Source organism: Cronbergia sp. UHCC 0137, from assembly GCF_034932285.1.
Lineage (GTDB): Bacteria > Cyanobacteriota > Cyanobacteriia > Cyanobacteriales > Nostocaceae > Cronbergia.
In genome coordinates, this window is the sequence record NZ_JAYGHC010000027.1 from 30508 (window position 1) to 45653 (window position 15146).

The 15146-nt window shown below is 39.2% G+C and carries 14 protein-coding genes; 5 read left to right on the top strand and 9 right to left on the bottom strand.

What is annotated here, in order from left to right:
- Nucleotides 1-20: 20 nt before the first annotated feature.
- On the top strand, nucleotides 21-320 hold the full coding sequence (locus tag VB711_RS15340; RefSeq protein ID WP_323286993.1) for a hypothetical protein: 300 nt from the start codon (nucleotides 21-23) through the stop codon (nucleotides 318-320).
- Nucleotides 321-635: 315 nt separating this feature from the next.
- Here VB711_RS15340 and VB711_RS15345 read toward each other — a convergent pair whose 3' ends face one another.
- Nucleotides 636-1784: an Ig-like domain-containing protein gene (locus VB711_RS15345; RefSeq protein WP_323286994.1), complete on the bottom strand. Its 1149-nt coding sequence runs from the start codon at nucleotides 1782-1784 to the stop codon at nucleotides 636-638.
- A gap of 507 nt (nucleotides 1785-2291) precedes the next feature.
- On the opposite strand from VB711_RS15345, the gene VB711_RS15350 reads away from it, so the two are divergent.
- Nucleotides 2292-2714 (top strand): pentapeptide repeat-containing protein, encoded by a 423-nt coding sequence (locus tag VB711_RS15350; protein ID WP_323286995.1) that lies wholly within the window; start codon nucleotides 2292-2294, stop codon nucleotides 2712-2714.
- 313 nt (nucleotides 2715-3027) lie between these two features.
- Complete coding sequence (locus tag VB711_RS15355) at nucleotides 3028-3150, top strand: hypothetical protein (protein WP_323286996.1); 123 nt, start codon at nucleotides 3028-3030, stop codon at nucleotides 3148-3150.
- A gap of 199 nt (nucleotides 3151-3349) precedes the next feature.
- On the opposite strand, the gene VB711_RS15360 is transcribed toward VB711_RS15355, so the two are convergent.
- Entirely contained in the window at nucleotides 3350-3892 is a 543-nt protein-coding gene (locus tag VB711_RS15360) for an REP-associated tyrosine transposase (protein WP_323286997.1), read from the bottom strand.
- 250 nt (nucleotides 3893-4142) lie between these two features.
- Between VB711_RS15360 and VB711_RS15365 the strand changes: the two genes are divergently transcribed.
- Entirely contained in the window at nucleotides 4143-4262 is a 120-nt protein-coding gene (locus tag VB711_RS15365) for a toxin-antitoxin system TumE family protein (RefSeq protein WP_323286998.1), read from the top strand.
- A gap of 136 nt (nucleotides 4263-4398) precedes the next feature.
- Here the strand turns inward: VB711_RS15365 and VB711_RS15370 are convergent, their stop codons facing one another.
- The 3 genes from VB711_RS15370 to VB711_RS15380 are packed head-to-tail and all read right to left on the bottom strand — an operon-like array spanning nucleotide 4399 to nucleotide 9114.
- Entirely contained in the window at nucleotides 4399-6042 is a 1644-nt protein-coding gene (locus tag VB711_RS15370; protein WP_323286999.1) for an acetolactate synthase large subunit, read from the bottom strand.
- 48 nt (nucleotides 6043-6090) lie between these two features.
- Nucleotides 6091-7458 carry an NAD-dependent succinate-semialdehyde dehydrogenase gene (locus VB711_RS15375; RefSeq protein ID WP_323287002.1) on the bottom strand — a complete coding sequence of 456 codons (1368 nt, stop codon included), beginning with the start codon at nucleotides 7456-7458 and terminating at the stop codon, nucleotides 6091-6093.
- 54 nt (nucleotides 7459-7512) lie between these two features.
- Entirely contained in the window at nucleotides 7513-9114 is a 1602-nt protein-coding gene (locus tag VB711_RS15380) for an adenylate/guanylate cyclase domain-containing protein (RefSeq protein ID WP_323287033.1), read from the bottom strand.
- 801 nt (nucleotides 9115-9915) lie between these two features.
- Between VB711_RS15380 and VB711_RS15385 the strand changes: the two genes are divergently transcribed.
- Entirely contained in the window at nucleotides 9916-11406 is a 1491-nt protein-coding gene (locus tag VB711_RS15385; RefSeq protein WP_323287003.1) for a VanZ family protein, read from the top strand.
- Here VB711_RS15385 and ylqF read toward each other — a convergent pair.
- The 4 genes from ylqF to gatA all read right to left on the bottom strand — a co-directional run bounded on the left by ylqF (nucleotide 11399) and on the right by gatA (nucleotide 15032).
- Nucleotides 11399-12292: a ribosome biogenesis GTPase YlqF gene (ylqF, locus tag VB711_RS15390; protein ID WP_323287004.1), complete on the bottom strand. Its 894-nt coding sequence runs from the start codon at nucleotides 12290-12292 to the stop codon at nucleotides 11399-11401. The two genes, VB711_RS15385 and ylqF, sit on opposite strands and share 8 nt — an antisense overlap.
- A gap of 78 nt (nucleotides 12293-12370) precedes the next feature.
- A complete protein-coding gene (locus VB711_RS15395; RefSeq protein ID WP_323287005.1) occupies nucleotides 12371-12742 on the bottom strand; it encodes a VOC family protein in 372 nt (123 codons plus the stop codon).
- Between the two features lie 95 nt (nucleotides 12743-12837).
- The gene (locus VB711_RS15400; RefSeq protein WP_323287006.1) at nucleotides 12838-13545 is read right to left on the bottom strand and encodes a Uma2 family endonuclease; all 708 of its coding nucleotides are present in this window, start codon (nucleotides 13543-13545) and stop codon (nucleotides 12838-12840) included.
- A gap of 23 nt (nucleotides 13546-13568) precedes the next feature.
- Nucleotides 13569-15032, bottom strand: a complete 1464-nt coding sequence (gatA, locus tag VB711_RS15405; RefSeq protein WP_323287007.1) for an Asp-tRNA(Asn)/Glu-tRNA(Gln) amidotransferase subunit GatA — start codon at nucleotides 15030-15032, stop codon at nucleotides 13569-13571.
- Between the last annotated feature and the right edge of the window lie 114 nt (nucleotides 15033-15146).

Genomic DNA, 15146 nt, shown 5'->3' on the forward strand with positions numbered 1-15146 from the left:
ATCTCACAGAAAGTATTATTATGAATACATTAGAAAAGTTAGAATTGCTTAGTGAAAACTGTAGAGATAACATAGAATTAGAGCGGATTATTGGACAATTATTAAATGTAATTTTGACTCGTCATCATCAAAAATTAGCTATTTATAACTTGGATATAAATAAATTTGAGAAAAAATATCAGCTTACTTCTGAACAATTTGAGGAGCAATTTAATTCAGGAACTTTAGGAGATGAAATGGATTTTTTTGAGTGGTTTGGCTTATATGAACTACGCAAAGATATTTTAAAAAAAATTAATAAGTTAGAACAAGCCTTATGAAAAATGCCGATGAGTATTTGGCTTGGTTGAAGACATTTTAGAAAAAGTGCGATCGCTGATTGCTGAAATTTTAATTGTCTGAATCAGGATACCCAGGATTTAAGGATTTACAGGATTGTTATTGATGAATTATCTTTGAATAGTGCGATAGCGCAAGCGCTGTTTCTTGGATGCCCGGAGGGCTTTTGTCAGTTCGCTGATCTTGTAGATTGGGTTGTGGAACGTGAACGTATCCCTGGGTGACATAACGATGAAAACTTGAATATTGCCAATCTTTGGGTGCCATTACATGAGTAAAAAAGAAAGTCCCTCCCTCTACCTTAACTCTGCGATATTCCATAAATAATATTTCGGCGCGATTAGTATATTAATTACGTTTTCTCCAATTACTGCATTTGTTCCATCGCCAAAGTTCCAACTATAGGTGAGGTCGTTACCAGGGTCGGTGGCTGTGGCGCTGAAGGTGCTGGTTGTTCCTTCTTGAATATTTGATTCTACCGTAACGTTGTTGATCGTGGGAACGATGTTGTTGACGGTGACGCTGACTGTGGCTTCGTTGGAGATGGCGTTGTTGTCTAGGATGATGTAGGTGAAGGTGTCTGTACCGACGAAGTTGTTGTTGGGTGTGTAGGTGAGGGTGCTGTCGGGGTTGATGATGATGTTGCCATTTGCTGCTGTACCTAGTTGGACTGTGCCGTTGGGGGTGCTGTCGTTGGCTAGGACGTTGATGAGTAGGGGTTGTCCTTGGTCGGTGGTGGCTGTGTCGTTGTTGGCTATGGGGGTGATGAGGTTGTCGTTGAGGAGGATGACGTTATCTATGGTTATTTTAGCATCTTTGGCTCCGAAGCCCAGGAGGTCGAAGTAGAGGGTGGCTAGGGTTCCAGGAGCGATGTTGCTGATGTCTATGTTGACGGTGCGGGGTGTGTTCAGGGCTATTTTATCACCGGAGGTGTTTGCGCCTGCTATTTTGACGTTGTTGCTGAAGTAGGCGTTGCCGGTTTGTTGGAGGTTGAGGAGGGAGTCGGTGTGGGTGAGTCCGCTTGATGTGCCGAGTAGGGGGGTGAGGGTTTGAGCGTTTAGCAGGGCGACTTCAAATGCGTCGTTGGGGGCGAGGGTGTTGGTTCCTAGTTGGGTGTCTAGGATGGTGAATTGCAGGTATTTGGCGTGTTCGGGGATGATGAAGGTTTGGGTGAGGTTGCTGTTGAGGGGGGAGTCTTCTGTGAGGACTGCGTGGGAGTTGAGGATTGTGGTTGCTCCGCGTGTTGTCCAGCCGTATTCGGGTTTGGTGGGGTCGGTTTCGTTGAAGTTGCCGTTGGTGATGTCGGCTAGGAGTATTGCGGTTAGTGGTGCTGTCAATTGTGTTGTACTGCTTGGCACTAACGTGTTATTACGGATGGCGTTGAGCATTTGTAGGTTGAGCCATGATGGTAGTTTACGCACGCCTGGGGCGAGGGTGTTGTTCATCAGGTCGTAGGGGTGTACTTTGGAGTCTAGGTGACTACCATCTGGGGTAAGGGTGGCGGTGATGTTGTCGGTGATGAAGTGTTTGGAACCGTTGATGGTTTGGATGTATTTGTTGAAGCCTGGGTTGCCGTTGATTATGCCTAGTAGGTGTCCGGTTTCGTGGAGGATGGCGGTGAGCAGGTCGTATTTGCCTGCGGCTGCACCTGTGGTGGCTCGGTAGGCTGTGTCTGTGAGGGTGGTGGTGTATTCGCTGTTGTCGTTGGGGGTGGTGTCTATGAACCAGCCAACGCCGTTAGCGTCGTCGTCAATGAGGATTGTGCCTCCGTTGGGGCGACCGAAGGAGTCGTAGTTGGTGATTTGGGCTTCTGCTAGTTGTCCTGTAGGGAGGTCAGTGATTTGGAGGTTGATGTTGAAGGTGGGATCTAATAAGAGAATAGACGAAGGGTTGAGTAAGTTATCTTTGAAGTTAAAAAGCGAAGAATTTGAGGTTAAATCATGGCTTGGAGGATGACTGCTGAAGAATTGTTGGAACGCTACGCTGTTGGGGAGCGTGACTTTGCTGGGGTTGATTTGAACGGAGCCGATTTGAGCGGGGCTGTGTTGAGGGAAATTAATTTGGATCGAGCCGATCTTACTGGAGTTAATTTCACTGGTGCCGATCTCAGTGGGGGTTATGCCAGAGACCACGGGGCTGCTTATACCAAAATCAGATATGCCATCTTGAGAAATGCTATTTTCCGAGATGCCAACGTGAGTTATGTCAATTTCTTTCACTCCGATCTGAGTTTCGCTAATTTTAGCCGAGCTTATGGTGAAGGGATTTCCTTCGAGGATGCCTGTTTGTTTTGTGCTGAATTGAACGATGCTCAGATCCGAATTAATAGTTTTGACGGAGCTAACGTTGAAGGAACTATCCTTGAAGATGCTTAGTGACTGTGAGATAGCTTTCAAGTCTTTTGAGGTAATAATCTCTTGGTTATTAGCATCTTGAGTGTTTTCAATATTCCAATTAACTTCGGATGAAATATTAGCCAGCAGATTTGCACTACTTAAACCACGCTCATTTCTTTTTTCAAGTCCTTCTTCAATATCATCAGCTAAGTGCGATCGCTGATCTTGTAGGTTGGGTTGAGGAACGAAACCCAACATTATAAATTAATTGTACAAATATTCCTACATCATATATATTCACTTTAACAATACCTTGTCCAAATCGAAAAAATCTTAATTTGTAGGTTGAGGAATGCAACCCAAGGCATTTGTTGGGTTGCGCTGTCGCTTAACCCAACCTACGAAAAATGGACAAGATATCGCTGATCTTGTAGGTTGGGTTGAGGAACGTTCACGTAGTGTGCCGGAGGCATAACCCAACATTATAAATTAATTGTACAAATATTCCTACATCATATATATTCACTTTAACAATACCTTGTCCAAATCGAAAAAAGTCTTAATTTGTAGGTTGAGGAATGAAACCCAACGCATTTGTTGGGTTGCGCTGTCGCTTAACCCAACCTACGAAAAATGGACAAGATATCGCTTCAAACTAATACAATATTTTGATATTACTCACGTCCCACATCGTCTGGAAATTCTAACTTCATACCAACACCCCAATCAATTGTATATGTACTCTGGGTGACATAACGATGAAAACTCGAATATTGCCAATCCTTGGGTGCCATTACATATCCATGTCGCACCGGATTATAATGAATATAATCAACGTGTTGCTGAAAATCAAACTCATCACGAATTTGGTGTTCCCAAAAACGGCGTTGCCAAACAGCTTGCTCTTTCTTGAGTTGACGTGATGGAGAGATTTTACCCTTGTATTGTGCATGACAAAGGCGAGTAAAATTGCTCTTAATTAACCGCCACCGCCGAGAAAAATCATCATCTCCTGGTGGCAAAGTCCAAATACAATGTAAATGGTTTGGTAAAATAACAATCGCATCTACCGTAAATGGATGCCTCTGGATAACTTTTCTAAACACTTTTCGTAACAGAAAAATATTTTCTGGCTTACACAGAAATGGACGACGGTTGTAGGTAACTTGAGTAAAAAAGAAAGTCCCTCCCTCTACCTTAACTCTGCGATATTCCATAAATAATATTTCAGCGTGATCGCACGAGTAAATTTGAGTGCGATCTGAATGTGTTGGGTTGCGTGTCTTAACCCAATGATACCGAAGGTTTCAGACAATAACTCACAATTCTATGATTGGGGCAATCGCGCTTTACCTAAAGCTCGAATCAATCTTATTGAGATTAAATTCATTGAATACCGACCTAGATGGCAAAAAGCATGAAGTGGTTATTATGATTGGGTTTTAGGTTTTTTATGAAATTCTTTTTTTGACACCCCATCATCCTGAGATTGCAACCTATCCTCATCATGTACATAATGGTTCTGAAGACTCCGTTTTTCCCTATTTACCTGTTGATATTGAAGACATTTTAAAAGAAGTACGATAGCGCAAGCGCTGTTTCTTGGATGCCCGGAGGGCTTTTGTCAGTTCGCTTGAAATTTAAGACAGTTTTTACTAGATCAGCGATCTGCTTGCAGCAGCGCTTACGCTATCGCACAATCAGACAAAATTACAATTACTCTTTAAATCTCACAATTTAACTCATCTGCTTTTTGGGTAAAGCGGCGATTTTCGCGGTAGTCTACAGGACAATCTATCACAGCCGGGACATCTTGAGCTAGAGCATCTTTGAGTATAGGAATTAAATCAGTTGCAGATTCAACTCGATAACCTTTTAAACCCATACTTTCGGCTAATTTGACAAAATCAGGATTACCAAAATGCACAAAAGATGAGTTACCTTTGCCAAATTGATTTTCTTGTTTCCACTCAATTAAACCATAGCCACCATCATTAAAAATTAAGGTGACGAAGGGTGTACCAACCCGCAAAGCTGTTTCTAATTCTTGGCAATTCATCATAAAGCCACCGTCACCAGTTGCGGCGACAACTTTCCGATTGGGATAGACTAATTTTGCGGCTAATGCCCCAGGAATAGCAATACCCATAGCGGCAAAACCATTGGAAATAATGCAAGTATTGGGACTATGGCAATGATAATGTCTAGCAATCCACATTTTATGTGCGCCAACATCAGAGATAACAATATCATCTGGACCCATGACTTGCCGTAGGTCGTAAATTAATTTTTGCGGTTTAATGGGAAATCCTTCATCATGGGCGTGTTCTTCATAATCGGCGCGAATATTTCCCCGCAAGCTGATAGCATAGGGGTTATTTTTACCTTGTCGATCTGCTAATTTTAATATTTCATTGAGGGAGTCGGAAATATCACCTACTATTTCCACTTGAGGAATATAACTACTGTCAATTTCTGAAGATGTGGCTGCAATATGAATAATCGGAATATTGCCTTCAGGATTCCATTTTTTAGGAGAAAATTCAATTAAATCATAGCCAATAGCTATTACTAAATCTGTGTGATCAAAGCCGCAAGTAATAAAGTCTCGTTGTTGTAATCCCACTGACCACAAGGCTAAAGGATGGGTGTAGGGAATTACGCCTTTGCCCATAAAAGTGTTGACAACGGGCAGATTCATTTGAGTAGCAAATTGAGTTACCGCATCACTAGCGTGGGCGCGAATTGCTCCATTTCCTACTAAAATAATCGGATTAACTGCCTGGGAAATTGCGGCGGCGGCGGCGCGAATACAAGCAAAAGAAGCATAGGTTTTTTCGCTATGATCTTTCTGTAATGGTTTGCCTTCTACAGGCATGGCAGCGATATTTTCTGGTAAATCAATGTGAACTGCGCCGGGTTTTTCAGTTTGCGATCGCTTGAATGCTTTCCGCACTACTTCCGGTGTAATGCTGGGTCGAACAATCTGTTTATTCCACTTTGTCACCGGGGCAAACATAGCCACTAAATCTAAATATTGATGGGATTCAATGTGCATTCTATCTGTTCCCACCTGGCCAGTAATTGCTACCAATGGCGCACCATCTAGATTAGCATCTGCTACTCCAGTCATTAAATTAGTAGCCCCTGGTCCAAGAGTAGAAAGACAAACTCCAGCCTTTCCTGTTAACCTGCCATAAACATCGGCCATAAAAGCGGCACCCTGTTCATGACGAGTAGTAATAAACTGAATAGAAGAATTTTTCAGTGCTTCCAAAACGTGCAAATTCTCTTCACCAGGAAGTCCAAAAACATATTGTACTCCCTCATTTTCTAAACATTGAACTAATAAATCAGCCGTATTCATCTTTATTCCTTCGCGCCTTTGCGCCTTTGCGTGAGCATACCCTTTAAATCACTTAATCCAAACAGTTTTAACATTTACAAATTCATGAATACCTTGAATACTCAACTCTCTACCATAGCCAGAACGCTTAATGCCACCAAATGGTAGACGGACATCTGATTTGACCATGCTATTAATAAAAACTGCACCTGCGTCAATTTCAGCAATTAAGCGATCGCTCTCTTCTTTATTGTTTGTCCAACCACTTGCACCTAAACCAAATGGGATATCATTGGCTAATTTAATCGCCGCATCAATGTCAGCAACCCGAAACAATAATGCCACTGGTCCAAAAAATTCTTCTTTGGCAATGGGATCATCTACAGGAATATCTATGATCATTGTGGGTGGATAAAAGTTACCAGGAATATCTCCTAAAGGATGTCCACCGATAACAATTTTACCGCCACTTTTAACGGCAGTTTTCACCTGTTGATCTAAGTCTTGGAGGATACCGGGAGTTGCCAAGGGACCCAAATCCGTATCTGGTAGCAGGGGATCGCCAATTTTCAAAGCTTGGAACTTTTCTAACAATAACTTTTGAAATTGATCAGCTATTGCTTCGGCAAGAATAAAACGTTTAGCTGCGATACAAGATTGTCCATTATTTAACATTCTGGCTGTAGTTGCTGTGGCCGCGGCTGCTGCTAAATCAGCACTTTCTAAAACAATAAAAGGGTCACTTCCTCCCAATTCTAAGACGGTTTTTTTGATTTGTTTAGCAGATGCAACCGCTAGAGATATACCTGCTGGTTCACTTCCCGTTAATGTAGCAGCTTTTACCCTTTCATCTGCCATTAAATTGGCAACTTGGGATGCACCAATTAACAGAGTTTGAAATACACCGTGGGGAAAACCTGCACGGGTGAAAATATCTTCTATTGCCAAAGCGCACTGGGGTACATTGGAGGCGTGTTTAAGTAAACCCACATTTCCGGCCATGAGTGCGGGTGCAGCGAAGCGAAAAACTTGCCAAAAGGGGAAATTCCAGGGCATAACAGCCAGAATCGCGCCTAAAGGCTGATAGCGAATAAAACTATGGCTGGCATCGGTATTTACTGGGACATCAGCGAGGAAATCGGCAGCATTTTCGGCGTAATAACGACAGACGGTAGCACATTTTTCTGCTTCCGCGATCGCTGCTTTTAAAGGCTTACCCATTTCCAAGGTGATTAATTTACCAAAATCTACTTTTTCTTGTTCTAAAATTACTGCTGCTTGTTGCAACCAGAGCGATCGCTGTGAGAAACTTGTCTTGCGGTACTGCTCAAAAGCTTGCCCTGCTAAATCCAGTTTAGTGGCAATTTCTCCATCTTTGAGCGTCTCAAAGGTTTTCACCGTTTCCCCAGTGGCAGGATTAATGGTAGCTATAGCCATGATCTGACCTCCCGTTAAACAATAGCTTGAGGTAGTTTCCTAGTCTTACACAAATTAATCCAATTTAATCTTATAAACCTTAATTGATCTTTCAATTCCTTTGAAACGATAATTGCCCATCACCTCAAAATTTGAATTTTGCGACAACATTGTATAAGTAACTTCACTAATTATACATTCACGCGGAGGACAAATTGCCTCCATCCGAGCCGCTAAATTAATAGTTGCTCCCAATGCTGTATAATCTAGTCGTTGGGAACTGCCCACGTCACCCACAACCGCTCTACCACTATTAATTGCAATGCGTAATTGTAAAGGGTGCGGCCAAAAATTCTTTCGATTGAGACTGTCTAAACGAGCCAACATTCCCCGTGCGGCAGCTACACAGCGATCGGCGTGATCTGCCTGTGGTTCAGGAGCGCCAAAAAATGCCATAATACAATCACCAATATATTTATCTAAAGTCCCACCATAGGCAAAAACCTCTTGCAACATTTCCTCAAATAAACTATTCAATAACTCCGCAATTTCATTCGGTGTCAACTTTTCAGAAAGTTCTGTAAAACCCACTAAATCAGCAAATAAAATACTAATTTCACTTTCTGTTGGTAACAACCTACCATTTGCCAAACCTCCTACAGAAATCAACTGTTGTACAACTGAAGGAGACAGATAACGTTCTAATCTATGACGAATTAATACTTCCATTTTTAATTTATCAACCAGTAACCAACGTTGCACACTAGAAGCAACAAGATTGGCTAAGGCTGAAAAGAAACTAAGTTCTTCTTCCCCTTGAATTTGCCAGTGAGTAGAAGAAATAAGGGCATCTGCATAAAGTACACCTACAACTTTATCCTCATCCCATAAAGGTACAGCCATTGCGCTACGAATACCTTTAAATACAATACTATGTTCTTCAGCAAATCTTTGATCTTGATATGTATCAGGACTTTGAATGGCTATTTTTTCTTGATAAACTTTTTGACAAATACTTTGACTAATCCAATTTGCATCATTTAAAATGGATGTACGTTGAGTAATATTTCTTGTAGCAGAATTAATCAATTGCAAATTACCAGAACCATTAACTTCAATTAATAATGCTAACCGATCAATACTATTAAGATAACGAAAAACTACTTCTTGCACCTGGGAGAAAATTTCCTCTATAGATGCTGCTCCAGATAGGTTTTTAGCTATATCTACCAAATCTTTAAGACGGGCAATAGTGGTATCTTTATTGATTTCATTATCACTAATGCTGCTGGCATCTATCCATTGTTGTTGGAGTTGTTTAACACTATGGAAAATCGTATTTTGTTCTTTACTAGGCAGGGTTCTCGGCTGTATTTTTGTAGCCGTAAATTGAACTACTAAGCTAATATTACCCAACCAAATAATATCACCATGATACAACTGTTGAGGATAATTAATAAAATTTTGATTTACCTTAGTTCCATTTTTACTGCCTAAATCCTCAATCACCCACATACCATCATCAACTTTCATGATTTTGGCATGATTACGGGAAATTCCACCAAAAGGTAAGGAAAGATCACATTCTGGTAGTCTTCCAATAGAAAATACATCTTTAGTTACTGAAAACAAGGTTTCAGTATTTTCCTCAATTAACAGTAATATTAGTTCAGCCATGAGTGTAGTAGACATAATACCTATAACTGAAATACCAGTATAAGATTTAATGTTTTAGGACTTAGACATCAGAACCCAGACATATCAAGAGCAGTTGTTCAAGAATCAGTTCTTACCTCGACTTCATCTATGGTTGATATTTACCAATTTTATCTGAAAATGATATTTAGTGATCAAGAAATCAATATAAGTATAAGTGGTAATCATATCTTAAATCTTGTTTATAAACGATTTAGATATTTTACAGTATATTTACTAGGATATTCCAGCAACAATTACATTCAACTAAATATTCCAAGAATATAGATTAATAAATAAACCGCAAAGATGTGTAAAGTCTTAGACATAGCTCCGCTTACCGCACAGCAAGATATGTAATATTACGCCAAGAGGGAAGTAAATAAAGACAGTACGCGCTGTAAATGTACTCAACAAAATAATATAGGACTCCTAAATGATTTCTAAATAAATCTAAGTATTGTAGGGTGGGCAATGCCCACCAAAACCCTAAGTGTATGTTCAAAACTCAAATAGGAGTCCTATATCTGATTTTTTACATAATTATAAAAAACTTAAAAATATTTTTTAAACTAGAGTTTACGAACTGTACAAATTAATTATGTTATGGAATTAACTGATTAGGTATTTTTTAAAATGTTAGTTATTTTACAATTTTCAATACATGACTTTTAGAATGAATCCTGATCATGAGTTGCTGAAAATGTAATATGATTGAGAGCCAAGACAAAGTTCGGCAAATAAATATTTTTAATTTTGTTATTTAAGTAACATAACAAACTTATGAACAGACTCAGAAGAACAATACCGTTATATTTTATTAATTTAGCTTGTATAGTTGTTAATATTTTAATTATATTGACAGCTACACTTTATCCATTTAATTTTTCCATACCGGATAATTTCTCCCTAGCCGAATTTTTTAGTAGTTTTAATAATGCTAGTTCTTTTTCAGATCAGGTAAATAATATTTTATTATTTATGCCCTTTGGTTACTGTTGCGCTCATCTTTTATATAAGCTTAAAGTGAAATCATGGTTACAACTGGGTTTAATAATTTTTCTCAGTGCTAGTTTATCATTAACAGTTGAAACTTTGCAAATATTTCTGGCTTCGAGATTTCCTACTCCCGCAGATATTTTTAACAATACCTTTGGGGGATGTTTAGGTTTTATATGTTTTTATGTATGGAATTATCAAAGTTTTTATCACACATTTTTAGAACCAGTAGAAGAAAACAATTCGCGAAATTCCAAAAAACAGATAACAGGATTTATTTTAACTTACTTATTTTTAACTTTGCTAATTTCATTAATTTGGCAAAGCACAATTAATTTGAGTAATTGGGATTTAAATTATCCTTTGATTATTGGCAATGAACGTACCGGAAATAAACCATGGCAAGGATATATATCTGAACTTTACATTGCTGATAAAGCTATATCAAATTATCAAGTAAGCAAAGGTTTAAATGATTCAAATTACTTAAAAAAATTGGGTGATTCTCTCTTAACTAATTATGATTTTAAAGGTAAATGTTGTTATCAAGAACAAACAGGAAATTTACCTGAACTCCTATGGAAAGGAACGACTAAAGAGGTAAAAGATCATAAAGGTGTTTTTCTGGATTCTAGTCAATGGTTGCAAACAGTGGGTTCGGCAAAAAATCTTAGTCAAAGAATCAGTGAAACATCCGAATTTACTTTAAGTGCTACTATTGCTACCGATAAACTTAAACAGGGAGGTCCTGCTCGAATTATCTCTATTTCTGCTGATTCTTTACTGCGTAATTTGACGTTATCGCAAAATGGAAATTCCTTAGATTTTCGGTTACGCACACCGCTAACTGGTCAAAATGGTGCAGATTTACAACTAAATATTCCCAATGTTTTTACAGATAAAGAATTTCATCAAATTATGATCACTTATTCCAGGGGAACTATTCAGGTATATGTAGATGAAATAAAAAATTCCTATTCCTTTAAATTACTAGAATTAATTCCCAAGGAGCATAAAATTGTTTACTATACACTGACTTTTATTCCTTTAGGAGTAGGGTTAACAATATTAAATTTATTAACCCAAAATCAGCTGATATTTTCCAGATTTATAACTTTTGTGGGAATATTATTACCTTCGTTGTTCTTGGAAATAATGTTAGTTGTTGAAAGTGAAAAAAGCTTTAGTCGCAAAAACCTTTTGTTAGGAATATTGGTGACAGCAGGGACAATATTAGTATTAAAAATCCGGGCTTCTAGGGTAAAGGCTAAATAATACCCTTGTTTTTTGGAACTTCCAAAGGTATTGTTCCTAATAACCCTTTGCGAAAGTCGGTGATCATTTGTCTAGCAGCGCGTTCTACATCTCCTGTGTAGCGATGTTCTGCTAAGACACGCAGGTAAGCTTCCCCTGTATGAATAATGGAATCAACACCGTAGCGGGTTAATAATGGGTGTGGTGGTAATAAATTAGAATGGGTTTCTTGGAGTTCGTTAATGATATCTACAAAAGCTGATGCTATTAGTTGATTATCATAAGATGCTTCTCCAATATCATCGCAAATAGCTAATTTTATCGCATCTCTTTGATCTTCGATTCGAGAAGGAATGACACCAGGTGCATCTAATAATTGTAATTGGTCGGAAATTCGCACCCAACGCAGTTGACGAGTGACACCAGGACGCGCCGCGCTTTCTACTACTCGTTTTCCTAACAGACGATTAATTAAAGCTGATTTACCGACGTTAGGAAAACCAATGACGACAGCACGAACGGGACGGGGTAACATTCCGCGTTCTTTTCTGCGTTGATTTAGTTCAATTCCAGCAGTTTGTGCGGCTTTAGCGATCGCTGTGATACCCTGGCCGTGTTGAGCGTTGGTAAAGTAGGGTACTTCTCCTCTATTTTTAAACCATTCTACCCATAGCGATCGCACTTGTGGACTAATCACATCTAATCTATTAATCACCAATACCCGCGCTTTTGTCCCCACCCAATCATTCATTTGGGGATGATTTGTTGCTAAGGGTATCCGCGCATCTCGCACTTCTAACACCACATCTACCCGTTTTAGCTGTTCTTTCAGATTTTTTTCAGCTTTGGCAATGTGACCAGGATACCATTGAATCAGATTTAATTTGTAATTTTGAGTTATTGACATTGGTGATTATATGAGGGAACTAATACTCTAATGAAGTACAAAATTATCTGCGTTTATCTGCGTCCATCTGCGTTTAATTTATTGTTGATAAGATTGATGTAAAATTAAACGGTTGCCATCAGGATCATAAGCGTAAATTTCTCTACCGTGGGAAGCTGTAGAAATTTCTCCTAGTGGGGGATATCCTAAAGATTGGAGATGAAAGATCCCATCTTCCAAATTTTCTACTTCTAAACATAAACTTAGCGAACTTTTGCTATTTCCGGCAAATTCTCCAGTGTGGGTGTTTTTGGGTTTAAAAATCCCTAATTGCAGATTACCAACTTCAAACTCAGCATAAACATCGGGAATGAAAGTTTTTGGTGTTTGTTCTAATAATTGAGTATAGAAATTCACTAAAAGTTCAAAATTTACAGTTGCTATGGTAGCGATCGCCTGAGTATATTTCATGTATATATGATATAGCAGAAGTCAGGAGGAATAAAGATAAATCTCGAAATTAATTCTGTTCATCCTTTATTCCTATAAATCCTGATCAATTTTTGTCAAATTCCTGGATCAATATTCAATTCTCGCAGCTTCGCTTTGAGAACTTCAACTTTTTGTTTTTCCTGTTCTGCAAGTTGAATAGCAGATTGTGCGCGTTGAGTTTCTTGTTCTGCAAATTCCTGTGGTGTAGGAACTAATCCTCCTTCTGTAGTAAAGTAGCGTAATTTATTTTCATGGACACCTAAAAACAAACCTAGTTGATGACTCCATAACCAACCTTGGGGGTTAGGTTCTATGGGTTGATAAATACCATTTATTAAGATAAAACCCACAAATTCCAAATTATAGGGATCAAACCCAAAATATTCAGAAGTACGAAAAGTATCTTGATAGATTTGCTTTTTTAATCCTCGATCAACTGATGAAGTTGAATCAGAAAGTAGTTCTATAATAATATTGGGATATTTCCCATTTTCCTCCCACACAACCCAAGTTTTCCGAGGTTTACGTTCAGTATCTAGTACAACGAAAAAATCAGGACCTCTAAAATGTTCTGATTTCCTCTGACGGGGACTGTAATAAACCGTTAGATTACCCGCAGCGTAATAATCATTGCGGTTTTGCCACCACAATTCTAAACATTGTAATAGCAAAATTATTTGTCTTAAATGTAAATCGCTTTCCAATGGTGGTTCGTCACTTTCTAAATCTCCTGGAGGAAATATTACATCTTTTTGGAACTGAATGGGTTTGGTGAGTAACATGAGAGGAAAGGGGAGAATAGGAATTATGGATTTATTTTAGGCGATCGCAAATGCCAATTAGTTGATTGTTCATAGGCATAAGCTACTTGAAATAATTGGTCTTCTCTTAATACTTTGCCAATTAACTGTAATCCAATTGGTAAACCTTGACTGTCAAATCCACAAGGTAGACTTAAAGCTGGTAAACCTGCCAAATTTACAGGAATAGTCATCAAATCATTTAAATACATACTCAAGGGATCAGTTATTTTTTCCCCTGCCTTAAATGCAGTTGTGGGAGCAGTTGGAGAAACTAAAACATCAACTTTTTCAAAAGCTTTTTCAAAGTCTTGTTTAATTAAAGTGCGGACTTTTTGCGCTTTCAAATAATAAGCATCATAATACCCAGCACTGAGGGCATAAGTACCAATCATAATCCGGCGTTTGACTTCTTCACCAAAACCAGCGGATCTTGTACGGCTGTACATTGATAGAAGATTATCCGCATCAGGAGAACGCAAACCATACTTAACACCATCATAACGCGCTAGGTTAGCAGATGCTTCCGATGGGGCAATAATATAGTAACTGGGTACGCCATAACGGAAACTGGGACAGGAAACTTCGTGAACTTCTGCACCTAAACTTTCTAATTGAGCGATCGCACTTTTGAAAACCTGTTCTACTTCCCCATCCAATCCTTCGCCAAAGGTTTCTTTAATAATACCAATTTTTAAGGTTTTTCCAACTTTCAAATCTGGTTTTAAATTAGTGGTGTAATCAGGAATCTCTACTTTTAGGCTGGTTGAGTCTTGGGGATCATAGCCAGCGATCGCATTTAATAATATCGCAGCATCTTCCACACTCCGACCAAAAGGACCAATTTGATCTAAAGACGACGCATAAGCCACCAACCCATAACGAGAAACCAATCCATAGGTCGGTTTCATCCCCACCACGCCACAAAAAGACGCAGGTTGACGAATCGAGCCACCAGTATCAGAACCAATCGCCACAACGCATTCATCCGCCGCTACTGCCGCCGCAGAACCTCCAGAAGAACCACCAGGAACCCGTGCTAAATCCCAAGGGTTAGCTGTGACTTGGTAAGCGGAGTTTTCTGTGGAACTCCCCATCGCAAACTCATCTAAGTTAGTTTTACCAACCATCACCGCCCCAGCATCAGCCAGTTTTTGTGTTACTGTTGATTCGTAAGGTGGTATAAAGTTTTCTAAAATCCGAGAAGCGCAAGTGGTACGAATGCCTTTGGTACACATATTATCTTTGATACCAATGGGAATCCCGGCTAAAATCCCAATCTCTTCCCCAGCCGCAATTTTTGCATCTACAGCACGAGCTTGATCTAGAGCTTGTTGTTCTGTGACACATAGAAAACTGTGCAATTTTGGCTCTAATACCTGAATACGATCTAGGGCTTCTTGGGTAATTTCAACGGCGGAACGTTCTTTTTTAACTAGCTGTTCGTGTAATTCGCGGATGGATGCCATAATTTTTCTCTTTAATTAATCAAGTCATTGATTGTAGCATTTACAGGACTGGAGATGGTATTTTGTTGAATCTCACGCAGAGACGCAGAGGCGCGGAGGCAGGTTTTAGGTGAT